The organism is Leucobacter triazinivorans, assembly GCF_004208635.1.
Classification (GTDB): domain Bacteria; phylum Actinomycetota; class Actinomycetes; order Actinomycetales; family Microbacteriaceae; genus Leucobacter; species Leucobacter triazinivorans.
On record NZ_CP035806.1, the window covers coordinates 1,606,357 to 1,631,156 of the forward strand.

Below are 24,800 nucleotides of genomic sequence, written 5' to 3' on the forward strand. Positions count from 1 at the left end.
CTGTGACCATGCCGACCGACACCGCGCGGGCGCCCAGACCCGGCCTCTGGAGCGAGTACCGGCTGCTGCTGCGCGGCGGGTGGGGACTCGTAAGGGCGGCCGGGGCGCGCCTCGCCGCGCTGATCCTCGTGACCCACCTCATCGTGCTCGGAGTCGCGCTGCCCGTGCTCGGGTGGCTCTTCCGCGAGGCGCTGCGCGCAAACGGCATGTCCGGGCTCGATCTCGGGCAGCTGCGGGCGGGCGGGGGCCTCACGCTCTCGATCGCGCTGATCGTCGGAATCATCGCGCTGGCGTTCTGGCTGATCTCGCTACAGTTCACGGCGTTCGTCGCGCTGCTGCACCGGCCCGGCATCTCCGGGCGCGAGCTGCTCGGCGAGTTCGGCCGCATGACCCGCAAGCTGCTGCGCCCGTCATCCGTACCCCTGCTCCTCTACCTCTTCCTGCTGCTGCCGCTCACGGGATTCGGCTTCACCTCGGCGTTCACGCGGGGCATCGCCATCCCGTCCTTCATCTCGGGTGAGCTGCTCAAGAGCGCGTCGAACGGCGCCGCGCTGGTCCTGGTCATCCTGCTGCTCGTGCTGCTCAACATCCGGCTCTCGCTCACGGTGCCCGTCTTCGTGCTCACCTCCGGCGGCAAGTCAGCGCGCGCCAGCTGGCGCCTCACCCGCGGGCTGCGCGCCTCCGTGCCGCTCGTGCTGGCGATCGCGACGGTGCTGGTATTCGGGGCCGTCGTCGCATTCGCCGTGGTCGTCGCCGCCATCGTTCCGACCGCGCTCACCGACCTGCTCGCACCCGAGGCATCGCCGCTCGTCGCTGCGTACTCGCTCGGTGCAGCGCAGGTCGTGGGTCTGCTGCTGAGCGGGCTGGTCACCTCACTCGTCGCAGCGGTGCTCATCGTGCGGGTGCGGAGGGGCGAGGATCGGCTGCCCGCCGGCGTCCAGATGCTCCCGGGCGAGGGATCCGCGCCCGAGACCGCGGCGCGCGCCCCGCGCCCCCCGCGCCCCCCGCGGCCCGGCGGCTCCCGACGCACCGCAGCGGCGGTCGCCGTGGTCGCGGTGGTGCTGGCGCTCGGTTTCGGCACCGCGTCCATCGGCACGCTGCAGCGCCTCTCGAACGCACCGGACACGCTCGTGCTCGCGCATCGCGGCTTCTCCGACGGCGGCGTCGAGAACACGCTGAGCGGGCTCGAGGCCGCGGCGAGCGCGGGTGCCGACCTGGTCGAGATGGACGTGATGCAGACGAAGGACGGCGGCTTCGTCGCGATGCACGATGCGACGCTCGATCGGCTGGCCGGCCGGCCCGAGGCGGTGCGCGACCTGACGGTCGCCGAGCTCAGCGGCATCGCGGTGCGGGATCTGGAGGGGCACGAGGATCGCATCCCGTCGTTCGCCGACTACGTGACCCGCGCGGACGAGCTGGGCATGCCGCTGCTCATCGAGATCAAGCTGGGCGGGGCCGACACACCCGATCACGTCGAACGCCTCGTCGCCGAGCTCGAGCGCCTGGACGCGCTCGAGAGCAACATCTACCACTCGCTCGACGCCGCGAGCGTGGCGCGTCTCAAGCAGCTGCGCCCCGACCTCACTGTGGGATACACCATGGCCTTCGCCGGGGCGGGCGTGCCCGACACCCCCGCCGATTTCATCGTGGTGGAGGAGTGGACGGCCACCGAGCAGATGCAGCGCGCCGCGTGGGGATCGGGGCTCGGCTTCATGGTCTGGACCGTCAATGAGGACGCGGGCATGCACGAGCACCTGCGGCGCGACACCGACGGCATCATCACCGATCACCCGGATCGGGCGCTCGGGATCCGCGACGAGATGCAGCAGGAGACCGGTCTCTCCGGCGTGCTCGTCGACGCCGTGACCCGCTTCGTCACCGTGGTGTAGCGGTCGCGCCCGGGGTCTCGGCTCGCGCCGCGATGAACGCCTCGACCTCGGCGCGATCCGCATACGAGGCCTGTGCCCCGACGCGCTGCACCGACACCGCCGAGACGGCGGTCGCGAAGCGCACGGCCTCCACCAGATCGACGCCGCGCGCCAGCTCGCACGCCACGGCCCCGACGAACGCGTCGCCCGCCCCGGTCGTGTCGATCACGGGCACCCGGTGGGCGGCGACGCGCGTCGGCGTCTCGGCTCCCCCGCCCGCCACGACCGCGCCCGCGGGCCCCAGGGTGATCACGACAGAGCACGCCCCCGCCTCGCGCAGGCGCCCCGCGAGGCGCTCGTAGTCCTCGACTGCGAGGCCGGCGGCGTCCGTCGTGTCGTCGCCCAGAGCCGCGCGCGCCTCGTGCTCGTTCACGATGAGCGGATCGCAGAGGCGCAGCGTCTCGGGGGCGATCCGAGTGGCCGGGGCGGCGTTGAGCACCACCCGCGTGCCGCACGCCGCTGCGCGCGCCGCCACGCGGAACGCCGTCGCCGCGGGGATCTCGAGGCTGAGCACCAGAACGCGCGATCCTGTCCAGGCGGCCGCGTGCTGCTCGGCGCGCTCGATGTCGAGCGCGGCGTTGGCCCCGGGCGAGACCACGATGGAGTTCTCACCGTCGGGGGTGAGGAAGATGATCGCGGTGCCGGTGGCCCCGTCGACGCCGATCATGGTGCTCGTGTCCACACCGGCGGCGGAGAGGCGATCCCGCAGGAAGGCGCCGTCGGCGTCGTGGCCGACGCAGGCGACGATCCCGGCGTCGGCCCCGCAGCGCGCCGCCGCCGCGGCCTGGTTGGCGCCCTTGCCTCCCGGCAGTCGCTGCAGGTCGCCGCCCAGCAGGGTCTCGCCGCCACCGGGGCGCCGGGGCACCTCGACCACGAGGTCGACGTTCGCGCTGCCGACCACGACCACGTCGCGACTCATGATCGCTCGGCTCCGAAGGTCGGGAGCGCCCCGTGCCCGGCGATGAGGTCGACCGCCTCGTCGGCGATGCGATCGTCGACGTCGAGCAGCACCGTGCAGTGCGCCCCGTGCTGCGCGGGGAAGCCCCGGTAGACTCCGCGCAGATCGACCACTGTCTGGCCGCGGCCGGGGCCGGCCGTCGTGTCCACCTCGACGTGCACGACGGGAGCCAGCCGCACATCGAGCACCCCCGCAGCGGCGGCGACGGCGAGCGTATCGTGCATGCAGCACTGCCACTCGCCGAACACCTCGTCGCGGTAGAACTCGCCGTAGTGCTGCAGGATGCGGGCCAGGTAGCGGCCGGCCTCGCCCCCGGCGGCGAGGCGATCGCGGTGCTCGGCAGTGAGGATCACATCCATCGTCACATCGAGCCCGGCCATCACGATGGGCCAGGGCGCCCGGAACACCGCTGCCGCCGCCTCCGGATCCTTATGGATGTTGGCCTCCGCGACCGGTGTGACGTTGCCCGGTCGGCGCGCGGATCCGCCCATGAGGGCGACGCCCGCCACGAGGCCCGGCAGCTCGGGGTCGAGCGCCAGGGCGGTCGCGATGTTGGTGAGCGGCCCGACCGGCACGAGCCACACCTCCCCCGGGTGCGCCCGCACGAGCTCGACGATCTGCTGCGCCGCCGTGGTGGGCGCGGCGGGCCGCACGGGGGCGTCGTCTCCCGCGCCGCCCTGCCCATCGGCGCCGTGCACGTGGAAGGCGAACTCGGGCCGATCGCCGAGCAGCGGCGCGGCGGCGCCCGACGCCACCGGCACGTCGGTGCGGCCCACCAGATCGAGCACCCGCAGCGTGTTGCGCGTCGCCAACGGCACGTCGACGTTGCCCCACACCGCTCCCACGCCGAGCAGCTCGATCCCCGGGTGCAGCGCCGCGTACATGATCGCCATCGCGTCGTCGACGCCGGTGTCGCAGTCGAGGATCATCTTCGTCGCCATGCCCCCATTCTGCTGCACGCGGACGCCGTGCGGGTGATCCGCCGCCTATGCCACGAGCACCTCGGCCTCGAGCCGGGCGTAGCCCTGCTCCATGCCGTCGACCATGCCGGTGGCGAGCACCATCTCGCGCGTGGCCGCGTCGGGGTAGGTGATGAGGTAGGCCAGCAGTGTGCCGCCCTCGACCGGCGCGAGCGTCATCTCGTTGAGGGTTTCCGCGCTCTGCGCGCCCTCGGGATCCTGCGGCGAAACCATGCGCTCGGTGGTCACGAGGCGACGCGGGGCCGCGGCCTCGACCACCACGCCCGCGAAGCCGAAGCGGTCGCCGGTCTCGTCGCTCTGCCACTCGGTGCGCAGCGGCTGCCCGACCTCGGCGCCGTACTCGCACACGGGCATGCTCCACCCGTCGGGGCCCAGCTGCCAGCGCCGCAGCAGTGCAGGATCGGTGTGGGCGCGCCACACCTGCTCGACGGTGCCGCGGATCACCCGCGACACGCGTGCCTGGTTCTGCCCGATGAGCTGCAGCTCGGTGCCGCGCCCGGCGGCGAACGACTCGAGATCCTCGAGCACCGCGTCGATCTGGCCCATGGCGGCACGCAAGCCTTCCACCATGCCCATGCCCTTCAGCTGCTCGAGCTCCTCGAGCGTGTTGAAACGGGTCGTGGTGACGAGCCGCGAACCGAGCGCGGTCTCGGTGAACTCGAACACCATGCGCATGTCGGGCAGCTCGGTGTTGGGGCTCCCGTCATCGTGCGCGAAGCCGTCTGCAACCTCGAAGCTGCGCCCCTCGTCGACGGCCACCCACTTCCAGTACCCGAAGCTGCGGTCGCCCTCGGGCCCGGTCATGTAGTAGTTGCTGAGGCCGCCGGGGAAGACGTCGTGGCGCAGGAAGGAGGCGGGATACTCCGGCGGCCCCCAGAAGCGCTCGATCTGGCGCGGATCGGTGTAGGCGTCCCAGAGGCGGCGTACGGGGACCGTGAAGTCGGCGACCACGCGCAGGGTGAGCGCCTCGGGATCGGTGGTGATGTCGGTGACGGGCATGATGCGCCCCTTTCTGGAGTTCGGTGTCGTCTTCAGTGCTCGGTGTCTTCTTCAGTGCTCGGTATCTTCTGCGGCGAACATGGCGTCGAGCCGGTCGACGCGGCCGCGCCAGATCTGCTCGAAGTGGCTCAGCAGCTGCTGAGCCCGCCTGATGGTCTCGGGATTGCCTCGGATGATCCGCTCCCTTCCGCGCGGAAAGCGCGCAACCAGATCGGCGGCCTCGAGCACGGCGACGTGCTTCTGCACCGCCGCGAACGACATGTCGTAGTCGGCCGCGAGCTCGGAGATCGAGGCCTCCGCGGTGAGCGTGCGACGCACGATATCCCGTCGCGTCGCGTCTGCCAGCGCGCGGAATATGCGGTTCACCTGCTCATCGGTGAGTTCGAGTTTTTGTGCAACCATTTGGTTGTACGTTACGCCCTCGACGGCGCGCCGTCAACCCCCGCCGAGCTCGCGGGTTGCGCGGGCCGAGAGGCCGCGGCGGCACAGCGGCACCAGCGGCACGGCGGCACAGCGGCACAGCGGCACAGCGGCACGGCGGCACGGCGGCACGGCGGCACAGCGGCACGGCGGCACCAGGATCCGGTAGCCTGACCCCAGTACCGAACCGGCCGGAGGGAACTGCGACGATGGATCGAGACGAACGGCTGGCGCGATGACCGCCACCCTCATCCACTCCGTCGAGCTCGTCACCGACCGGCGGCGCACACGGGACGCATGGGTGCTGTTCGAGGACGGAACCGTGCGCGAGACCGGCTCGGGCGGAAGCTGGCACCGGATCGCGGGCTCCCTCGCCGACAGCACCGGATCGGCGGCGGGCACCGCCGTCGTCGACGGCGCCGGCCGCATCCTGACCCCCGGATTCATCGACCTGCACGTGCACGGCGGCGGCGGCCACTCGCACGAGAACGGCGCAGCCGCGATCCGCGCATCCCTCGCCGCGCACCGCGCGCACGGCACCACCCGCGCGGTGCTGTCGTTCGTGAGCGACCGACCCGCGGCTCTGCTCCCCCGACTCGCGGAGGTCGCCGAGCTCGTCGGCACCGATCCGATGGTGCTGGGCAGTCACCTCGAGGGCCCGTTTCTCTCGGACCAGTACCGCGGGGCGCACGATCCCGCGCTGCTGACCCACCCGGCGGAGGCTGCGGTCGAGGCACTGCTCGGGGCGGCACGGGGCACGCTGCGGCAGGTCACGCTGGCTCCCGAGCTGCCCGGGGCGGCCGCTGCGATCCCCCGTCTCGTCGCCGCCGGCACGGCCGTGGCCGTGGGACACACGGGCGCCGACTACGAGACCGCGCGCGACGCCTTCACCGCCGGCGCGAGCATCCTCACCCACACCTTCAACGCCATGCCTCCCCTGCATCACCGTGCGCCAGGCCCCATCGGCGCCGCACTCGCCGACCCCGGAGTGACGCTCGAACTCATCAACGACGGGGTGCACGTGCACCCCGTGCTCGCCGGCCTGCTGTTCACGCAGGCGCCGGAGCGGATCGCGCTCATCACCGACGCGATGGCAGCGGCGTGCTCGCACGACGGCGACTATGCGCTCGGCTCGCTCGCGGTGACCGTGCGCGACGGTGTGGCGCGACTGAGCGGGGACGGCGCCATCGCCGGCTCCACGCTGACCCTCGACGCGGCGCTCCGGCAATCGGTGGCGGTGTGCGGGGTGGATCTGGCCGACGCCGTGCTCGCACTCACCGCGACCCCGGCAGCGGCGATCGGACGGGGCGGCGACCTGGGCAGCCTGCGCCCCGGCTACGCGGCCGACGCCGTGCTGCTCGATCGCGATCTCGCCGTGCAGCGGGTGTGGGTGGCCGGCGACGAGGCCGCCTGAGCGGATCCCACCCCGCGCAGCCCCCTAGTGCGCTTCGGGATCGATCCCCTCGGGATCCTGAGCGGCCCGCCGGCGGCGCGCGTTGCGCACCAGGCGCGCGATCACGAACCACATCAGGAGCGCCAGGATCACGACCACGACGAGGTCGGAGATGAGCCCGCTCCACTGCTCGAGCACCGGCTTGATCGCCGGACCGAACGCGAAGCCGAGCCCGATCCAGATGCCGTTCCACACGCCGGACCCGAGCAGGGTGTAGAACGTGAACTTGACGATCGGCATGCGCTCGATGCCCGCCGGAATGGAGATGAACGACCGCACGAGCGGCACGCAGCGGCCGAGGAGCACCGCGGCGCCGCCCCAGCGGGTGAAGAAGGCCTCCGCCCGGTCGAAGTCGTCATGGTCCATGAGCGGTATCTTGCCCACCACCCAGCGCGTGCGTTCGCGCCCGAACACGGCGCCGATGCCGTACCAGACCCAGGCCCCGACCAGAGCGCCGAGGGTGGCCATGAGCCAGGCCAGCCAGAAGTTCAGCCGCCCGTCGTAGGCGAGAAACCCGGCTCCCGGAAGCAGCGCCTCGGAGGGGATCGGGGGGATGAACGTCTCGAGAAACACCGCGATGCCGACACCGAGCTCGCCGATCGTCTCCATCAGGGTGAGGATCCAGCCGACGAGGCCCTCGTACTCTGCGCCGGGGTGAGTCTCCATCCGAAGCACACTAGCACCCGCGCCGCCGCTGCACCGGTGAGGCGCTCTGACGAGACGCGGGTGCTCGCGGGTGCTCGCGCGTGCCGCGTCGGGCATAGGATGGGGATACGGGGGTGGGATCGACCGGTGGCGTACCGGTGCAGGACCGTTCCCGAGCCATGATTTCTCGGCGAAGTGGACCCGACCCGCATATGCAGCCCCTCATCCAGACACCGCGTCGCACCGCGTGCTCTGCACCGCGCGGCGCAGAGCGCTGAGGCTCAGACCGTGCCCGTCTTGGATCGCCCCGAACTGCTCGCGCAGATCTCCGAGAGCACCGAACGCTCGCGCGTGACCCTGCTGCGCGCCCCCGCGGGCTACGGCAAGACGACCGCCGTCAGCAGCTGGCTGAGCGGGCGCGACGAGCCATCGCTCTGGATCAGCTGCGCGGCGGCGAGCGCCGACACGCTGTGGAGGTACACGGCTCAGCGCCTCGCGCAGACACTGGGCGCGGAGGTGCCGACACCGGACTTCCCCCTCAGCTCGGTGCGCGAACTCGTCTCCGCGGTCGACCACCCGCTCGTGCTGGTGTTCGACGACTACCACCGGGTCACCACTCCCGAGAACGACCAGCTGATCGCCGAGCTCGCGGAGATCACCCCTCACGTGGTGTTCCTCGTGCTCGCACGGCGCGTGCGCGTGCTCGACGGGCCGCTCGTCACCAGCCGCACGCGCGTGCGGATCTTCGGCACCCGAGAGCTCTCATTCGGCGCCGAGGAGGCGGAGGGCTTCGTCGCGGCCCACGGCCTCGGCGACGACCCGCGACTGCGCGCGGCGATGCGCGACGCCTCGGGCTGGCCCCTGGCCACCCGCGCCGCGCTGGGCCCGGCCCACGCGTACAGCCTCGGGCGCGAGGCCGCAGGATCCGCCGAGCCGGATGCCGCTGGATCCCCCGAGGCCCCGGGATCCGCCGAGGCCCCGGGATCCGCCGAGGCCCCGGGATCCGCCGAGGCCCCGGGATCCGCCGAGGCGGATGCCGCTGGCAGCATCGACCCTCGCGTCGAGCTGCACCGCTTCGCCCTCAACCATCTCGAGATCGTCGGCGATGCCGGTCGGCATGTCCTCCTCGCCGCGTCGCTGCTCGACGGCATCTCCTTCGGCCTGCTCGAGCGGTTCACCGGGGTCGCGGGGCCCGAACTCCGCAAGACCGTGCACGAGCTGCTCGAACTCGGCGTGCTGACTTCGATGAGCGACGGCGCCGGAACGGAGTTCAGGTGCCACCCCGCGGTGCGCGCCGCCTTCGCACAGCGCTCGGAGCGGTCGTTCACCCGCGAGAGACGCGTCGACCTGCTGCGCGGTCGCGCCGCTGAACTCGACCAGTCCGCGCCGTTCACCGCGTTCAAGCTCTCCTGCACGATCGCCGACCACGATCGGGCGGAGTCGCTGCTCATTCGGAACTTCGTGACGCTGACGGACGAGGCCGACGAACTCCTCGCCTATCTGAGAGGGCTCCCCGACGCGGTGCTGGCAGCGCACCCCGCGTACGTCTCTGCCCGTTTCATCCTCGAGACGGGCGACCCGAGCGTGCCCTCGAGCACGCTCTCCCGCCTCTTCGAGCTGCTGCGGGCGGGAGTGAGCGCTCGGCTGTCCGAACCGCCGCAGGCCGCCGCTCGCGCGGTGCACGCCGAGCAGCGCCCGGCCACCATCGCCCAGTGCATGGGACTCTCCCGCCTGGCCGGCGACCTCGACTCGGCCTACACGAGTGCCCGCGAGCTGGAGTCGCTGATCGTCTCGTCGCCGCAGGTGGAACTCACCGGCCCCCAGGGGGCGGCGGATCTGGGCGGCGCGACAGCGGCACCGGGCGCAACCCCGGGCGCGGCCCCGATCTACCACCGCGAGATCGCGCTCACCGCGCTGGGCGTCGGCGACCTGGAGGGGGCACGACGCAACTGGCAACTGCTGCTCGCGCACGCCGAGGCGCAGATCCAGAAGCCGTCGGATCCGCACCCGCGGGACACGCGCACCGTCACCGACACGGTCTCGGGGCAGCGCTGGCGGCTCGCCGCGCTGAGCGGGCTGGCGTTCACCGAGACGCTCGAGGGCCGCATGGACCGGTGCGCGGCGCTACTCGCCGAGTTCGACGCCTTCGGCGACGAGACCGGGGCCTCGGCGCCCGCGTCGACCTGGGTCGTGGGAGAGATCGCACGCGCGCACCTCGCGCACGCGTGCGCCGACGATACCCTCCTGCAGCGAGCGCTCGAACGGCTGACCCCGCTCCGGGACCGGGTCGAGGCGTGGCCGGTGCTGCTCATCGGCGAGGCCGAGGCGGTGCGCTCGCAACGCGGCGCGGAGTGGGCACTGGCGCAGATGCAAGCCCGGCTCGAGCACGACGGGCAGGGTGCGAGGCACCAGACACGCATGTGGCAGCAGTGCGTCGGGACCTATCGAGCCATGCTCAGCGTCGCCGTCGGAGATCTTGCCGGAGCGTCAGAGCTGCTCTCCTCACTCGACCCGGAGGAGCCGGGGACCCGTCTCGAGCGCGCGCGCCTCGCCCTCTTCTCGCTCGACGATACGCAGGCCCTCCTGCTGGCGCAGCAGACCAGCGGTGGGCTGACCGTGCGCCAGCAGGCGGACCGCGCACTCATCACGGCGGTGGCTGCCTGGGGCTGCGGACGCACGCAGGAGGCGTTCGACGCGCTCACCGCCGCGGTCGAGCTCGTGCGGCAGCACACGCTGGCCCCGCTGATGTGGGGGCTCCCGCACGAAGAGCTCCGCCGCCTCGCCGAAGCAGCTCGAGACGCGGGCGTCTGCGATCTCGTCGCGGAGATCGATGCCGTGCCGACTGCGGCGCGCTGCCGCCGGTACGAGCGCCTCACCGAGATGGAATTGCGCACGCTCGAGGCGGTCGCCGCGCACCGGTCGATCAGCAACACCGCAGACACGCTCTTCGTCACCTCCGCGACCGTGAAGAAGCACCTCAACGCGGTCTATCGAAAGCTGCAGTCGCGGGGGCGCGAAGAGGCCATCCTGCGGGCGACACGCATGGGGCTGCTCACCGCAAGCAGCCCCGACTGACGGGCGGCCAGACGGGCCGCCGATGGGTGGCGCCACGCCGACACGTGCGAGTCAGCTGATCGCGGGTGGGGTTACGCCGTGCGCCGTGCGCGGGCCGCCACCAGTGCGCCGCCGATCAGCAGCACCACGGACACCGCGAGGAGTGCCGGCGCGGTCGCACCGGTCACCGCCAGCTGCGGAGCAGCCGCGTCCGATGAATCGGACTCCGCCTGCCGGCCTGCCCCGGATCCGCCACCGTCCCTGTCGCCGGTCCCGCCGCCGCCGTCACCACCGTCGCCGCCGTCCCCGTCATCACCGCCGTCGCCGCCGTCGCCGTCACCGGTCCCGTCACCGGTCCCGCCGCCGCCATCACCACCACCGTCGCCGTCACCGTCGCCGCCGTCACCACCGTCGCCGCCGTCCCCGTCACCATCGCCGCCATCGCCGCCATCGCCGCCGTCACCATCGCCATCGCCGTCGTCACCGTCGCCGTCACCATCGCCATCACCATCACCATCGTCACCGTCGCCATCGCCGTCGTCGTCACCATCGCCGTCACCGCCGTCGCCGTCGCCGTCACCATCACCGTCGCCGTCGCCGTCGCCGTCACCATCACCGTCGCCGCCATCGCCGTCACCGCCGTCGCCGTCGCCGTCGCCATCGCCATCACCGTCGCCGTCGCCGTCACCATCACCGTCGCCGCCATCGCCGCCGTCGCCGCCGATCTGCGTCCATACGGCGGCAGACGCCGCGTTCGTCAGCACCGGTTCTGGGAACAGGGCTTCGACACCAGTGTCGACGGGATCGAAAGCGCTGCCCTGAACGACGGCCGTATTCACCGTGTCTTGCTCGACATCATCGATGCCGGGCGTGGTGCAGGTCGCAGACGCCCGCTCCCCCGGGGCGAGCTCGCCCGGCGCGAACACGAGGCTCAGACATTCTTCGTTCGCACCCGTCTGCCCGCCGGTGAGCTCCTCGGAGTGCACCGCCAGGTCCCTGATCGATACCGTGCCGGTGTTCTCCACCGTCAGACGCCACTGGGCCGCTCCGCCGAACTCCGTCTCGGCCCGCGGAACCCACTGCGCGTCATCGGTGACGTCGCAGCCCACCCCCGAGACGCAGACCTCCTTCGTCAATCGAATACCCGGATCCAGCACGCGCAGCTGCGCGGGATCATCGTTCGAGAGCACCCCGCCGACGGCATCGAAGCGATCGACCAGCCCGGCCGCAGACGGTTCGGCACCATCGCTGGGATCCGTGAACGAGCTCGTCAGGCGCGCCCAGTTCGTGACGATGCCCCCTGCAGCCGCGTCGACCCGCGTCTCGGACGTGATGCACACGATGGATGCCGAGGCGCCGATCGGCAGCTCAGCGACAACAGGAGCGCCCGCGCACGCGTTCGAGGCGGCAGCGCCGCCGACGAGCTGCTCGGCGCTCACCTCGACCCCCGTGAGATCGAGATTGCCCGTGTTCGTGGCCGTCAGACGCCAGATCACGTCGGCCCCCTGAACGACCGTCGCAATCTCGCTCCACACCGCGTCGACGTCGCCCCGGCAGTCGGCAGCGTGCTCGGCCACGCAGACCTCCTTGCGCAGCTCCAAGGCCGGGTCGGCCACGTGGAGATAGGCGTTGGTGCGCTGCCCGAAGCTCTCCCCGTCGATGTCCACCTGGTTGATCGTGCCGAAGTTCAGGCGTGCGCCATCATCCTCGGCACCCAGCTCGACGCTCGCGACCACAGTCGTGGGGATGGTCTCGCGCCCCTCCTGGAACACGGCAGAGGGGATCGCGGCGAGCGCGCCTCCGGACGGAGCGTAGCGCCAGTCGACCTCATCGGAGTGAAATCCGACGTCGCCCTCGAGCGGGTGGCAGCCCTTGATCAGCCCGACGAGATCGAAACCGTCTCCGCTGAGGCCCCAGAGGTGCTGCACGTTGCCCAACCCGAAGGCCGACTGGATGCGCACGACAGTGCTCGTGTCGCCGGGTGCACACGGATACCCAGCGAGATCGTGGTAGCTCGACGAGTCGACCACGTGCTCGACCGCCGCCGGACGAGCCGGCGGCGCGGGGAGTGGCGAATCACCAGGATCGCCGAGCACCCCGGGCGCCGCAGCGACGGGCGCGGCCGCCCCGGTCATCACTGCCGGCGCCGCCGCGACGGGAACCGCCGCAGCGGTGAGCACCGCGGGCGCGGCGGCGAGAGCGAGCGCGGCGCCGAGTGCGACGGCACCCCAGCCGAGACGGGCACGAGCACTGGACTGTAGAATTCTCACCCGACACACACTACACATACACTGAGCACAGAGTCCACACACAGGTTTTGCTCATGGGGTACTCAAGTGTTGCCTGGAACGCCGGGGTCGCCGAACGCACCGCGCTCGCAACGCGTTCGCCGACTACTCGCCTCGCGCTCGAGAACTCCGCCTGTGGGCGGAGGCCGAGGGGTCGCCGAACGCACCGCGTTCACCTCGCGTGCGCTGACCGCTCGAGAACTCCGGCGGTAGCCGGAGGCCGAGTGCTCACGAACGCTTCGCGTCCGTTTCGCGCTCGAGAACTCCGGCGGTAGCCGGAGGCCGAGTGCTCACGAACGCTTCGCGTCCGCTTCGCGCCCGAGAACTCCGGCAGTAGCCGGAGGCCGAGTGCTCACGAACGCTTCGCGTCCGTTTCGCGCTCGGCCATTTCAACCACGTTCTGGAGCAGCAGGGCGCGGGTCATCGGACCGACGCCGCCCGGGTTGGGCGACACCCATCCCGCCACCTCGGCCACCGCGGGATCGACATCGCCCACGACACGGCTCTTGCCCGTCTCCGGGTCCGTGCGGCGAGAGACGCCCACGTCGAGCACGATCGCGCCCGGCTGCACGTCCTCGGCCCGCACGATGCCCTCGACCCCGGCCGCAGCCACGATCACGTCGGCGCGTCGCAGCTCGGCGCCCAGATCCTGCGTGCCCGTGTGCGTGAGGGTCACCGTGGCGTTGACGTCGCGGCGCGTCAGCAGCGGTCCGATGGGGCGCCCCACCGTCACGCCGCGGCCCACGACCACGACCCGCTTGCCGGCCCACGAGATGCCGTTGCGCTCCACCAGCTCGATGACGCCGCGCGGCGTGCACGGCAGCGGACTGGTGATCGGCGAGTTGGCGTTGAGCACGAGCCGGCCGAGATTGGTCGGGTGCAGCCCATCGGCGTCCTTGTCCGGGTGGATGCGCTCGAGGATGCGGTCGGTGTCGATGTGCTTCGGCAGCGGCAGCTGCACGATGTAGCCCGTGCACTCGGGGTTGGCGTTGAGCTCGTCGAGCACCGCCTCGAGCTCCTCCTGCGACACCGTCTCCGGCAGCTCGCGCTTGATCGACGAGATGCCCACCTCGGCGCAGTCGCGGTGCTTGCCCGCCACGTACCACTGCGAGCCGGGATCCTCCCCCACCAGCACGGTGGCGAGGCCGGGCACGACGCCGCGCTCGGCCAGCGCCGCGACCCGCTGCGCGAGCTCCCGCTTGATCTCCGCAGCGGCCGCCGTTCCGTCGAGTTTCTGTGCAGTCATTTCAGCTCCTCAGAATCGTCATCCTGCGGCAGCCCTCCCCCGTCATTCGGCGACACGCAGCCCAGTTGGGCCACCGCGAAAAGCGAGAAACGCCGGCGCGTTTCCCTTCCAGCATTTCACGCGCGCAGACTGACGGAAGAAGACCTTCGCAGGATGACCGCAAGCGATCTACCAGGTCTCGAGACCCGGGTACAGGGGGAAAGCCTCGGCGAGGGCCGTGGCGCGCGCCTTGAGCGCCTCCACATCGGCGCCGGCGCCGAGCTGCAGCGTCTGCGCGATGATGTCGGCGACCTCTGCGAACTCGGCGTCGCCGAAGCCGCGGGTGGCGAGGGCGGGCGTTCCGATGCGCAGGCCGCTGGTGACCATCGGCGGGCGCGGATCGAACGGCACCGCGTTGCGGTTGACCGTGATCCCGACCGCGTGCAGCGCATCCTCGGCCTGCTGGCCGTCGAGCTCGCTGCTGCGCAGATCGGCGAGCACCAGGTGCACGTCGGTGCCGCCGGTGAGCACGTCGACGCCCGCCGCGCGGGAGGCTTCGGTGGTCAGCGCGTCGGCCACGAGCTTCGCGCCGCTCAGCGTGCGGACCTGGCGGTCGGCGAACTCATCGGTGGCCGCGAGCTTGAAAGCCGTCGCCTTCGCCGCGATCACGTGCATGAGCGGGCCGCCCTGCTGGCCGGGGAACACGTTGGAGTTGAGCTTCTTGTAGAGCTCGAGATCGTTCGTGAGGATGAAGCCGGAGCGGGGGCCGCCGATGGTCTTGTGCACGGTTGAGGAGACGACGTGGGCGTGCGGCACCGGGTTCGGGTAGAGACCCGCGGCCACGAGGCCGGCGAAGTGGGCCATGTCGACCCACAGGGTCGCGCCCACCTCGTCGGCGATCTCGCGAAACTTCGCGAAGTCGAGGGTGCGCGGGTAGGCCGACCAGCCCGCGATGATCACCTTGGGCCGGTGCTCGAGCGCCTGCTGCCGCACCGCGTCCATGTCGATGAGGAACGTCTCGGGATCGACGCCGTACGAGGCGACCCGGTAGAGCTTGCCCGAGAAGTTGAGCTTCATGCCGTGGGTGAGGTGGCCGCCGTGCGCCAGCTCCAGGCCGAGAATGGTGTCGCCCGGCTCGGCGATCGCGCTGAGCACCGCGGCATTGGCGCTCGCGCCGGAGTGGGGCTGCACGTTCGCGTACTTCGCACCGAAGAGGCTCTTCGCGCGCTCGCGCGCGAGATCCTCGGCGACGTCGACGAACTCGCACCCGCCGTAGTAGCGGCGGCCGGGGTAGCCCTCGGCGTACTTGTTCGTGAGCACCGACCCCTGCGCCTCGAGCACCGCGCGGGGCACGAAGTTCTCGCTCGCGATCATCTCGAGGGTGCCGCGCTGGCGGCCGAGCTCGTTCTTGAGCACCTCGGCGATCTCGGGATCGACCGTCTCGAGCGGCTCGTTGAAGAATGCGGACTGGGTGGTCATGTGTACTCCTTCTGAAACTCGACCGCGCGCACGCGGCGACGCATTCGGGAAAGTGCGGCCCAGGCGAGCGGCCTTGAAAGAGATGTCGTTCCCCGATGGTGTCCCATCTGCACGCCAGTCACGACGGTTCCGATCCTACCAGCGAGTGCGCGCGGCATTCCAGGTGCTCCGACGCGCCGCGGGGCGACGTGCCCGCGAGCGGGCACCCCGAATCCGGTCCGCCAGCGGGATCGACTACCCTTGTACTCCGTGAACACGATCGCGAACGACCTCCCCACGACCCAGTGGGTGCTCACCCTCTCCTGCATCGACGGCCCGGGAATCGTGCACGCCATCAGCGGCGCGATCGTCGCCGCCGGCGGCAACATCGCCGAGAGCCAGCAGTTCGCGAGCCACGACACGGGACGCTTCTTCATGCGCCTGCAGGTGGAGGCGGTGGCCCAGCCCGACACCTTCGAGGGCCGCTTCGAGCAGGCGCTCGCCCCGGTGACCGAGCGCTATCACATGACCTGGCGCCTCGACACGGTGGGCCGACCGGTGCGCACGCTGATCCTCGCGTCCACCGCCACTCACTGCGTCAACGATCTGCTCTACCGGCGCCGCGGCGGCCAACTGCCCATCGAGGTGCCGCTCATCCTCTCGAACCACGAGACGGTGCGCGACATCGCCGAGTTCTACGACGTGCCGTTCGAGCACCGCGCGATCGCCGGCGCCGACGACAAGGCCGCCTTCGAGGCGCGCGTGCTCGCCGCGGTCGACGAGCTCGACATCGAGCTCGTCGTGCTGGCCCGCTACATGCAGATCCTCTCCCCCGGCCTCTGCGAGGCGCTCGCGGGCAAGGCGATCAACATCCACCACTCGTTCCTGCCGGGGTTCAAGGGCGCCAACCCCTACAAGCAGGCGCACCAGCGCGGCGTGAAGCTCATCGGCGCGACGGCCCACTTCGTCACCACCGACCTCGACGAGGGCCCGATCATCGAGCAGGACACGATCCGCGTCGATCACTCCTACTCCGTGCGCGAGCTGACGCAGCTGGGCCAGGACGTCGAGGCGCGCGTGCTGCGCCACGCGGTGCGCTCGTTCGCCGAGAACCGCGTGCTTGCCGACGGCGACCGCACCATCATCTTCTAGGCCGGGCTGATGCGGCGGGGTCGGCGTCACCGAACCCCCGGCTGCCCCGGCCGCGCCCGGACCCGCGATCCACGAGCGCCGGATCGGCCTCCGACCGCGCGGAGAGCTCGATCCGCAATCCCGCGATCATCGCGGTGAGGCCGAGCCGGTAGGCCGCATCGGCCGGCCGCTCGCCGGCCGCGGCGAGCGCGCGATCCCGGGCCGCGTAGCCGGCCGAGAAGGCGGGCACGTCGGCGCGGGGGCCCGGATCCAGCATGTCCGCGGCGGCGGCCGCGTCGAGGGCCGCTCCCAGCAGGAACGACTCGACGGCCACGATCACCGAGAGCGCCCGCGCCTCGGGCCAGCCCGCCCGCACGAGCGCCGAGACCACCGCGTCGTACATGAGGCTCGTGCGTGACGCGGCGGTGAGCGGGGTCGTCGCGAGCAGCGCGATGGTCGGCGGATGCGCGGCGAATGCCGCCCGGTAGGAGTCGGCCCAGCGCTCGAGGGCCCGGTCCCACGGCATCTGCTCGAAGCACTCGACGTCGATGCGGTCGCTGATGAGCTCGCGCACGCCCGCGATGAGGTCGGAGCGGCTCGCGACGTGGTTGTAGAGCGACGAGGGGCGCACCCCGAGCGCGTGCGCGACGGCGCGCATGCCCGCGCCCGCCTCGCCCTGCTCGTCGATCATGCGCAGTGCCGTCTCGAGGATCAGCTCGCGCGAGAGCACCCGGCGGCGCGGCCGCCCGGCGCCGCGCCGCTGTGCGTTGCTTCCGCCGTGCGTGCTCTCACCGCGCTCCCGCACGTCGCCTCCTTCGGACTCCCGCGTCTCGGTCACGAACCTCCGACCGCCGCTCGCGCTCGGCCGGATTTCGTATTATTCTCAAGCCGACCACAAACGAACTCTGTTCGTTAATCGTGAGCGTACCGGGCTCCGCCGAGCGAAGTCCAGCACCGAGAACAGCAAGGATGCAGTCCCATGGGCACCACCGTCTTCACCGGAGGCACGATCCTGATCGATGCCGCAGCAGCGCCGGGCACCCTCACGAGCACGGCCATCGCCTTCCGCGACGGCCGGGTGGTCGCCCTGGGCGCCGAGGCCGAGCAGCTTGCCGCGCAGGATCCCGCGACCGAGACGATCGACCTCCGCGGCGGCACGCTCGCGCCGGCGCCGGGCGACGGGCATGCGCACCCGCTGCTCGGCGGCCAGGAGGCCCTCGGCCCCGCGATCCGCGAGGCCGCCGACGTGCCCGGCATCCTCGCCGCCGTCGCCGCGTGGAAGGCCGCCCACCCCGAGGCCGCCTGGATCATCGGCGGCAGCTACGACGCGACCTTCGCCGAGGGCGGGCTCTTCGACGCGCGCTGGCTCGACGAGGTCACCGGAGACACGCCGACCATTCTGCGCGCCTGGGACTACCACACCGCGTGGGTCAACTCCGCGGCGCTCGCGGCCGCAGGCATCACCGCGGAGACGCCCGACCCGCCGCTCGGCCGCATCGTGCGCCGCGACGACGGCGCACCGCTCGGCACGCTGCAGGAGGCGGCGGCCAACGACTTCCTCGCCACGACCGCTCCCGCGTTCGCCCTCGAGCAGCGGATCGGGGCGATCGAGCAGGCCACGCGACGCTATGCGGCACAGGGCACGACCTGGGTGCAGGACGCCTGGGTGGAGCCGACCGACATCGAGGTCTACCGTGCGGCGCTCGCGCAGGGACGCCTGCACACTCGGGTCAACCTCGCGCAGCGCGCGGATCCGGCCCGCTGGCGCGAGCAGGTGGCCGAGTTCGCGGCCGCCAGGGAGTCGGTTCGCGCGCTCGGCGCAGATCGGCTCAGCGCCGAGACCGTCAAGTTCTTCGTCGACGGCGTGATCGAGAGCCACACGGCCGCACTCATCGAGCCCTACGCCGACCGCCCGCACGAGCACGGCCTGCCGAACTGGACTCCGGAGGAGCTCTCGGCCGCGGCCGCCGCCTTCGACGCCGCCGGGTTCCAGCTGCACCTGCACGCCATCGGCGACGCCGCCAACCGCTTCGCGCTCGACGCGATCGAGGCCGCCAGCGCGGCCAACGGCCCCCGCGAGCGCCACCACGTCATCGCCCACGTCGCCCTGCTCGACCCGGCCGACGTCGCCCGCTTCGCCGCGCTCGGCGTCATCGCGAACTTCGAGCCGTACTGGGCCCAGTGCGACGCAGTGATGCGCGACCTCACGATTCCGCACCTCGGGCACCCCCGCGACGAGTGGCAGTATCTCATCGGGTCCGTGCACCGCTCCGGCGCCACCGTCTCGTTCGGCAGCGACTGGCCCGTCACCACGCTCGACTGGCGGCCCGCCCTCTCCACCGCCGTCACCCGGCACAGCCACGTCGAGCCGGACGCGCCGGCCTGGCTGCCCGACGAGCGCGTCGACGCGGCCTCCGCCTACGCCGCCTACACCCGCGGGATCGCGCGCCAGGCCCTCGCCCCCGACCGCGGCACCCTCGCCGTCGGCCAGACCGCCGACGCCGTCTGGCTGTCGGCCGATCCGCTGCGCATCGCCCCGGAGGCGATCGCCGAGCTCGAGGTGCTCGGCACCTGGCTCGCGGGCGACGCCACGTTCCGCGCGTGATCCTCACCACCCCTCAACGCCTCACCGAATCGAAGGAGACACCGTGAGCGAAACCACCCAACCCCATCTCAAGCGGGCACTGGGCCTCGTCGGGCTGACGCTCTTCGGGGTGACCTACATGACGGTGATCACGGTCTTCACGACCTACGGCATCGTCAACCAGGTGACCGACGGCCACCTGCCGGCCGCCTACGTCGTCGCCGTCGTCGCGATGCTCTTCACCGCTGCGAGCTACGGCGCCATGGTGCGCCGCTATCCGGTCGCCGGATCCGCGTACACCTACACCCAGCAGTCGTTCGGCGGCGCGGCCGGCTTCATCACCGGCTGGGTCATGCTGCTCGACTACCTGTTCATCCCGATGATCAACTTCATGCTCATCGGCATCTACCTCAACACGCAGTTCCCCGCGATCCCGGTGTGGGCGTTCACCCTGGTGGCGCTGCTGCTCGTGCTGCTGTTCAACATCCTGGGCATCACCCTCGTCAACAAGGTCAACTTCGCGATCATCGCGCTGTCGGTGATCCTGGTCGTGCTCTTCATGGTGCTGGCCTTCAAGTACGCCTTCGGCGGCGACACCTCGGTGAGCCTCGTCGAGCCGTTCACCTTCGGCGAGGGCGGGATCGGCGCGATCGCGTCGGGCGCCGCGATCCTCGCGCTCTCGTTCCTCGGCTTCGACGCGGTCTCCACCCTCTCCGAGGAGGCGAAGCGCCCCCGCAAGGACATCCCGCGCGCCATCGTGCTCGCCACCCTGGTCGGCGGTCTCTTCTTCATCCTCGTGTCGTGGGCCGGCTCGATCGCGTTCCAGCCCGACTGGACCTCGCTCAGCGACGCGGAGATCGAGGCGGCCGGCGTGACCGTCATGGACAACATCGGCGGCGAGGCCTTCACGGCGTTCTTCGTGGCCGTGTACGTGGTCGGCGCCTTCGGATCCGGCATGACCGGCCAGGTCTCGGTGTCGCGCATCCTCTACGCGATGGGTCGCGACGGCATGCTCCCCAAGCCGCTGTCGCGCCTGCACGCCCGCTTCGGCACCCCCATCGTCGCCGCGTGCGTCGTGTCGGTGTTCGCGCTCTCCGCGCTGTTCCTCTCACTCGACGTCGTGGCGTTCATGATCAGCTTCGGCGCCCTCGCGGCGTTCGCGATGGTGAACCTGTCGGTGATCCGCACCTACCTCTTCCCGAAGGGCGGGCGACGGCAGCCGCTCACCGCGCGGGAGATCCTCACGCGCGGCGTGGCCCCGGCCATCGGCTTCCTCCTCACCATCTGGCTGTGGACCTCGCTCGAGCCGACCACCTGGATCGTGGGCGGGATCTGGATCGCCGTCGGCGTCGTCATCATCGCGATCGTGACGCGCGGGTTCCGGCGACCGGTGCCGAAGATGGACTTCTCGGAGGGGGATCCCACCACGGAGCAGATCGACCAGCTCGCCGAGGACTACCCGCTGGATCCGCGGCAGTAGCGCGCGCCGGTGCGCCGGCACGGGCCGGCGCACCGTTCGTACCGTACGCACCGTACGCGCGGTCCGAGCCGTCCGCGGAGTACGCGCCGGATCACGGCTCCCGGCCGGGGTCCGACGCGTCCCGCTCGGCCCGCGCGGCGCGCTCGGCCCGCGCGGCGCGCTCGGCGCGGAGTCCGTTGAGCATCAGCCGGAGGCCCGTCTCGAAGGCGAGATCGGCGGGACCCGTGCCCGTGCGCTCGACGAGCCGCTGCCGCGCGCGGTACGCCTCGGTGAACTCGGGCACGTCGTCCCGCGGGCCCGGATCCATCATGTCGGGAGCCGCCGCGGCGTCGAGCGCCGACCCCAGGATGAACGATTCGAGCGACACGAGGATGTTGAGCGCCTCGTCACTGCTCCAACCGACGTCGGTGAGCGTGCGGATCACGCGATCGTAGGCGACGCTCACCGACGAGGCCGGATGGAACGGCATCACCGCGAGCAGCGCGATCGTCGGCGGGTGCGCGGCGAAGGCGTCGCGGTACTCGCGAGCCCAGACGATGAGCGCGGCGTCCCAGGGCTCGGCGTCGAACATCTCGCCCGTGATCCGCTCGCCGATCAGTTCGCGGATGCCCCGGAAGATGTCGTCCTTGCCCTCGACGTGGTTGTAGAGCGCCGACGGGCGCACGCCGAGCTCGTTCGCGACGTCGCGCATGCCGAAGCCGTCCTGCCCGTGCTCGTCGAGCAGCCGCAGCGCGGTCTCGATGATCATCGTGCGCGAGAGCACCTGCTCGCTCGGGCGCCCCACGCGACGGCGCCCCCCGCGGCCCGTCGGCGCTGCGGCTTCGTCCATGCTGGTGCCCCTCGTCTCGGCACGGACCCCGTTCCCCGGGCGAACTCGCGCATCGGCCTCGATGGGACTAGTCTATGCAGTGCAAAAAGAACCTCGTTCATTTTGTGCGCTCCCAGTCGGCGGCCACCGGCGCACCGGGGCCGTCCCCGCGCATCGACACGCCCACCGCGACTCGACACGCCCACCGCGACTCGTCGCGGGCCATCACGCAGCACCACGTACCGTCACGCACCATCCCGCATCAAAGGAGATCCACATGAGCCGACCCGCCGCGCCCCACCTCAGGCGGACGCTGGGCCCGATCACCCTCACCCTGTTCGGCCTGTCCTACATGGCCATCGGCACCGTGTTCACCACCTACGGCATCGTCAATCAGATCACCGACGGCCACCTCGTCGACTCCTACGTCGTGGCCCTGATCGTCATGCTGTTCACCGCATCGAGCTACGCCGCGATGGTGCGCCGCTACCCCGTGGCCGGCTCCGCCTACACCTACTCGCAGCAGGCCTTCGGCGGTGCGACCGGGTTTCTCACCGGCTGGGTGCTCATGCTCGACTACCTCTTCATCCCCATGATCAACTTCCTGATCCTGGGCCTCTACGTGGGCACCCAGTTCCCCAGCGTGCCCACCTGGGTCTTCACGCTCGCGGCGCTCATCGCCGTCTTCGTCTTCAACGTGCTCGGCATCTCGCTCGTCGGCAAGATCAACACCGCCATCGTGGTCGTCTCGATGGCGGCCGTGCTCGTCTTCGCGATCCTCGCGATCAAGACCGCGATCGGCGACCCCGACGCGCCGAGCCTCATCGAGCCCTTCATCCCGGGTTCGGCCGACTACAGCCCCATCTTCACCGGCGCAGCGGTCCTCGCCCTGTCCTTCCTCGGTTTCGACGCCGTCTCGACCCTCTCCGAGGAGGCGAAGCATCCGCGTCGCGACATCCCCCGCGCCATCATGCTCACCACCATCATCGGCGGCCTCGTCTTCATCTTCGTCTCGTGGGTCGGCGCACGCGCCTACTCCCTCGACGACTGGAGCCAGGCGCCGCAGGAGCTGCTCGACGCGGCGGGCGTGGTGCTGTTCGACCACGTCGGAGGCGACATCCTCACCGGCATCTTCATCATCATCACCGTCGCCGGCTGCTTCGGCTCCGGGCTCGCCGGCCAGGTCGCCGTATCGCGCATCCTCTACTCGATGGGTCGCGACGGGATCCTGCCGCGCCCCCTCGGGATCCTCTCCAAGCGCTTCGGCACGCCCGTCGTCGCGGCCACGGTGGTCTCCGTGTTCGCCCTGTCGAGCCTGTTCCTGAGCCTCGACCAGGCCGCGTTCATGATCTCGTTCGGCGCCCTGGCCGCATTCGCGATGGTCAACCTGACCGTGATCCGCACCTACCTGCTTCCGAAGGGCGGGCGCCAGGAGCCCCTGACCGCATGGCAGGGGATCCGCTACGGCGCGATCCCGCTCATCGGGTTCGCGCTCACCATCTGGCTCTGGACCTCGCTCGAGGCGTTCACCTGGGTGATCGGCGGGATCTGGGTGCTCATCGGCGTCGCGATCCTCGCGGCGAAGACCGGGTTCTTCCGCAGGCCGGTGCCCACGCTCGACTTCTCCGAGGAGACCCCCTCCACCGAGGCGATCGACGCCCTGGCCGAGGAGTTCCCGCTGCAGAGCGGGCGCTCGTAGCGCGCCGCCGACATCACCCCGACGAAAGGAAGCCCATGTCCACCACCATCTACCGCGGCGCCGCCGTCTTCACGGCCGACGATGCACCGGCCCGCGCAGTCGTCGAGGCCTTCGCCGTGCGCGACGGCCGCTTCTCGGCGGTCGGCACGCTCGACGAGGTGCGCGCCGCGTCCGATCCCGCGTCCGGGCCCGTCGCAGAGGTCGACCTCGCCGGCCGCTTCGTCGCGCCGGGCATCATCGACTCCCACACCCACCTTGCCGGTTTCGGGGCATCGCTCGCCAAGACGCCGCTGCGCGACTGCGCGTCGCTGAGCGAGATCCAGCAGCGACTCCTCGCGGCACGGGCGGCCGATCCCGAGGCGGCGCGCGTGCTCGGGATCGGCTGGCTCTTCGACGCCGTCGGCGACGGGCAGCCGACGGCCGCCATGCTCGACGAGGTGCTGCCCGAGGTGCCCGTCTACCTCGACGCGAACGACCTGCACTCGATGTGGGTGAACACCGCCGCGCTGCGCGAGATGGGCATCACCCGGGAGACGCCCGATCCGGTGGGCGGAGAGATCGCGCGCGACGCCGACGGCGAGGCCACCGGCATGCTCTACGAGACGGCGTGCACCCAGTACGGGTGGGCGTTCCTCGAGGCGGCGAGCACGGCCGACGACCTCGTGCACGCCCTCGACGCCGCGTTCCGCTCCTACCTCGCCGTCGGCGTCACAGGGGCCACCGAGATGTCGCTGAACGCCGCAGAGGTCTCGGGCCTGCGCACCCTCATCGCGCGCGACGGCCGCCTGCCGTTCCCGGTCACGGCGCACTGGATCCTCGAGCCGAGCGGCGACGCCGAGCGCGATCTCGCCGGGATCACCGGAATCGTCGCCCTGCGCGACGAGATCGCGGCGAGCGACGCCGCCGAGTGGCTGCGGATCGCGGGCGTGAAGTTCATCATGGACGGCGTCATCGACGCCTGCACGGCGACCATGCGCGCACCCTACGCCGACGGCAGCAACGCCGAACCCATCTGGACCGCAGAGCGGATCCTGCCCGTGGCCGCAGCGGCCGACCGCGCGGGCCTGCAGATCGCGATGCACGCGATCGGCGACCGCACGAGCGAGATCGCCCTCGACGCCGTCGAGCACTGCATCCGGGTGAACGGGCCGCGGCCCAGACGGCACCGCATCGAGCACCTCGAGTCGGTGGCCGACACCACCATCGAGCGGATGGGCGAACTCGGTGTCGTCGCGTCCATGCAGCCGGTGCACTGCGATCCCGCCGTGCTCGACAATTGGAAGGCGATGCTCGGCGACGAGCGCGGCGAGACGGGGTTCCCGTGGCAGAAGTTCCGCGCGGCCGGGGTGCCGCTGACGCTCGGCACCGACGCGCCGACCGCGCCGCACCAGCCGCTGCCCAACCTCTACATCGCGCTCACGGGCGGGTCGGTGCTCGCGCCTGAGCTCCCGCCGTACCACCCCGAACGGGTGTTCACGCCCGCGGAGGCGCTGACCGCGCTGACCGCCGGGGGCGCCTGGGCCGGCGAGATGGAGGAGACGTGCGGACGCATCCGCGCGGGGCTCGACGCGAACTTCATCGTGCTCGACGTGAACCCGCTCGAGGCGCACCCGAGCGCCCTCCTCGACGCGACGGTGCGCAGCACCCACGTGCGCGGCGCGGAGGCCCATCGGGCCTGAGCCGGTCGGCG

18 protein-coding genes and 1 riboswitch are annotated in these 24,800 nt (G+C 71.5%); of the genes, 8 read left to right on the forward strand and 10 right to left on the reverse strand.

Annotated features, from left to right (window positions below):
• The first annotated feature begins 8 nt into the window (after positions 1-8).
• Positions 9-1,889: a glycerophosphodiester phosphodiesterase family protein gene (locus tag EVS81_RS07300; protein WP_130109793.1), complete on the forward strand. Its 1,881-nt coding sequence runs from the start codon at positions 9-11 to the stop codon at positions 1,887-1,889.
• Here the strand turns inward: EVS81_RS07300 and EVS81_RS07305 are convergent.
• The 4 genes from EVS81_RS07305 to EVS81_RS07320 are packed head-to-tail and all read right to left on the reverse strand — an operon-like array spanning position 1,876 to position 5,267.
• Positions 1,876-2,847, reverse strand: coding sequence for a ribokinase (locus EVS81_RS07305; protein WP_130109794.1), 972 nt, complete (start codon positions 2,845-2,847; stop codon positions 1,876-1,878). The genes EVS81_RS07300 and EVS81_RS07305 overlap by 14 nt on opposite strands.
• Complete coding sequence (locus EVS81_RS07310; protein WP_130109795.1) at positions 2,844-3,827, reverse strand: nucleoside hydrolase; 984 nt, start codon at positions 3,825-3,827, stop codon at positions 2,844-2,846. The genes EVS81_RS07305 and EVS81_RS07310 overlap by 4 nt, the downstream gene beginning before the upstream one ends.
• Positions 3,828-3,872: 45 nt before the next feature.
• Entirely contained in the window at positions 3,873-4,865 is a 993-nt protein-coding gene (locus EVS81_RS07315) for an SRPBCC family protein (protein ID WP_130109796.1), read from the reverse strand.
• Positions 4,866-4,916: 51 nt separating this feature from the next.
• Entirely contained in the window at positions 4,917-5,267 is a 351-nt protein-coding gene (locus EVS81_RS07320; RefSeq protein ID WP_130109797.1) for an ArsR/SmtB family transcription factor, read from the reverse strand.
• 253 nt (positions 5,268-5,520) lie between these two features.
• Here EVS81_RS07320 and nagA point away from each other — a divergent pair, with 253 nt between their 5' ends.
• The gene (gene nagA, locus EVS81_RS07330; RefSeq protein WP_130109799.1) at positions 5,521-6,699 is read left to right on the forward strand and encodes an N-acetylglucosamine-6-phosphate deacetylase; all 1,179 of its coding nucleotides are present in this window, start codon (positions 5,521-5,523) and stop codon (positions 6,697-6,699) included.
• 24 nt (positions 6,700-6,723) lie between these two features.
• On the opposite strand, the gene EVS81_RS07335 is transcribed toward nagA, so the two are convergent.
• Positions 6,724-7,404 (reverse strand): DedA family protein, encoded by a 681-nt coding sequence (locus EVS81_RS07335; RefSeq protein ID WP_130109800.1) that lies wholly within the window; start codon positions 7,402-7,404, stop codon positions 6,724-6,726.
• A gap of 267 nt (positions 7,405-7,671) precedes the next feature.
• Between EVS81_RS07335 and EVS81_RS07340 the strand changes: the two genes are divergently transcribed.
• On the forward strand, positions 7,672-10,458 hold the full coding sequence (locus EVS81_RS07340) for a MalT transcriptional regulator family protein (RefSeq protein WP_130109801.1): 2,787 nt from the start codon (positions 7,672-7,674) through the stop codon (positions 10,456-10,458).
• 71 nt (positions 10,459-10,529) lie between these two features.
• Here the strand turns inward: EVS81_RS07340 and EVS81_RS07345 are convergent, their stop codons facing one another.
• The 3 genes from EVS81_RS07345 to glyA all read right to left on the reverse strand — a co-directional run bounded on the left by EVS81_RS07345 (position 10,530) and on the right by glyA (position 15,429).
• Positions 10,530-12,707 carry a hypothetical protein gene (locus EVS81_RS07345; RefSeq protein WP_165384206.1) on the reverse strand — a complete coding sequence of 726 codons (2,178 nt, stop codon included), beginning with the start codon at positions 12,705-12,707 and terminating at the stop codon, positions 10,530-10,532.
• Positions 12,708-13,077: 370 nt separating this feature from the next.
• The gene (locus tag EVS81_RS07350) at positions 13,078-13,971 is read right to left on the reverse strand and encodes a bifunctional methylenetetrahydrofolate dehydrogenase/methenyltetrahydrofolate cyclohydrolase (protein ID WP_130109803.1); all 894 of its coding nucleotides are present in this window, start codon (positions 13,969-13,971) and stop codon (positions 13,078-13,080) included.
• Between the two features lie 168 nt (positions 13,972-14,139).
• Complete coding sequence (gene glyA, locus EVS81_RS07355; protein WP_130109804.1) at positions 14,140-15,429, reverse strand: serine hydroxymethyltransferase; 1,290 nt, start codon at positions 15,427-15,429, stop codon at positions 14,140-14,142.
• A 50-nt stretch (positions 15,430-15,479) separates the two neighbouring features.
• Positions 15,480-15,561, reverse strand: a riboswitch (ZMP/ZTP riboswitch).
• A gap of 117 nt (positions 15,562-15,678) precedes the next feature.
• Here glyA and purU point away from each other — a divergent pair.
• The gene (gene purU / locus EVS81_RS07360; RefSeq protein ID WP_240740029.1) at positions 15,679-16,560 is read left to right on the forward strand and encodes a formyltetrahydrofolate deformylase; all 882 of its coding nucleotides are present in this window, start codon (positions 15,679-15,681) and stop codon (positions 16,558-16,560) included.
• Here purU and EVS81_RS07365 read toward each other — a convergent pair.
• Entirely contained in the window at positions 16,550-17,377 is an 828-nt protein-coding gene (locus EVS81_RS07365) for a TetR/AcrR family transcriptional regulator (protein ID WP_240740030.1), read from the reverse strand. The two genes, purU and EVS81_RS07365, sit on opposite strands and share 11 nt — an antisense overlap.
• 141 nt (positions 17,378-17,518) lie before the next feature.
• On the opposite strand from EVS81_RS07365, the gene EVS81_RS07370 reads away from it, so the two are divergent.
• Positions 17,519-19,144 carry an amidohydrolase gene (locus EVS81_RS07370; RefSeq protein WP_130109805.1) on the forward strand — a complete coding sequence of 542 codons (1,626 nt, stop codon included), beginning with the start codon at positions 17,519-17,521 and terminating at the stop codon, positions 19,142-19,144.
• A 43-nt stretch (positions 19,145-19,187) separates the two neighbouring features.
• Positions 19,188-20,603, forward strand: coding sequence for an APC family permease (locus EVS81_RS07375; RefSeq protein WP_130109806.1), 1,416 nt, complete (start codon positions 19,188-19,190; stop codon positions 20,601-20,603).
• 91 nt (positions 20,604-20,694) lie between these two features.
• Here the strand turns inward: EVS81_RS07375 and EVS81_RS07380 are convergent, their stop codons facing one another.
• Positions 20,695-21,432, reverse strand: coding sequence for a TetR/AcrR family transcriptional regulator (locus EVS81_RS07380; protein WP_130109807.1), 738 nt, complete (start codon positions 21,430-21,432; stop codon positions 20,695-20,697).
• A gap of 256 nt (positions 21,433-21,688) precedes the next feature.
• Between EVS81_RS07380 and EVS81_RS07385 the strand changes: the two genes are divergently transcribed.
• Both EVS81_RS07385 and EVS81_RS07390 read left to right on the forward strand, forming a co-directional pair.
• Positions 21,689-23,110: an APC family permease gene (locus EVS81_RS07385; RefSeq protein WP_130109808.1), complete on the forward strand. Its 1,422-nt coding sequence runs from the start codon at positions 21,689-21,691 to the stop codon at positions 23,108-23,110.
• A gap of 35 nt (positions 23,111-23,145) precedes the next feature.
• A complete protein-coding gene (locus EVS81_RS07390) occupies positions 23,146-24,789 on the forward strand; it encodes an amidohydrolase (RefSeq protein ID WP_130109809.1) in 1,644 nt (547 codons plus the stop codon).
• Positions 24,790-24,800 lie beyond the last annotated feature (11 nt).

Bases quoted from the DNA above. Each gene is read 5' to 3' on its own strand.
- EVS81_RS07300 (WP_130109793.1), top strand. From the start codon at position 9: ATGCCGACCGACACCGCGCGGGCGCCCAGACCCGGCCTCTGGAGCGAG.
- EVS81_RS07305 (WP_130109794.1), bottom strand. From the start codon at position 2,847: ATGAGTCGCGACGTGGTCGTGGTCGGCAGCGCGAACGTCGACCTCGTG.
- EVS81_RS07310 (WP_130109795.1), bottom strand. From the start codon at position 3,827: ATGGCGACGAAGATGATCCTCGACTGCGACACCGGCGTCGACGACGCG.
- EVS81_RS07315 (WP_130109796.1), bottom strand. From the start codon at position 4,865: ATGCCCGTCACCGACATCACCACCGATCCCGAGGCGCTCACCCTGCGC.
- EVS81_RS07320 (WP_130109797.1), bottom strand. From the start codon at position 5,267: ATGGTTGCACAAAAACTCGAACTCACCGATGAGCAGGTGAACCGCATA.
- nagA (WP_130109799.1), top strand. From the start codon at position 5,521: ATGACCGCCACCCTCATCCACTCCGTCGAGCTCGTCACCGACCGGCGG.
- EVS81_RS07335 (WP_130109800.1), bottom strand. From the start codon at position 7,404: ATGGAGACTCACCCCGGCGCAGAGTACGAGGGCCTCGTCGGCTGGATC.
- EVS81_RS07350 (WP_130109803.1), bottom strand. From the start codon at position 13,971: ATGACTGCACAGAAACTCGACGGAACGGCGGCCGCTGCGGAGATCAAG.
- glyA (WP_130109804.1), bottom strand. From the start codon at position 15,429: ATGACCACCCAGTCCGCATTCTTCAACGAGCCGCTCGAGACGGTCGAT.
- EVS81_RS07370 (WP_130109805.1), top strand. From the start codon at position 17,519: ATGGGCACCACCGTCTTCACCGGAGGCACGATCCTGATCGATGCCGCA.
- EVS81_RS07380 (WP_130109807.1), bottom strand. From the start codon at position 21,432: ATGGACGAAGCCGCAGCGCCGACGGGCCGCGGGGGGCGCCGTCGCGTG.
- EVS81_RS07385 (WP_130109808.1), top strand. From the start codon at position 21,689: ATGAGCCGACCCGCCGCGCCCCACCTCAGGCGGACGCTGGGCCCGATC.
- EVS81_RS07390 (WP_130109809.1), top strand. From the start codon at position 23,146: ATGTCCACCACCATCTACCGCGGCGCCGCCGTCTTCACGGCCGACGAT.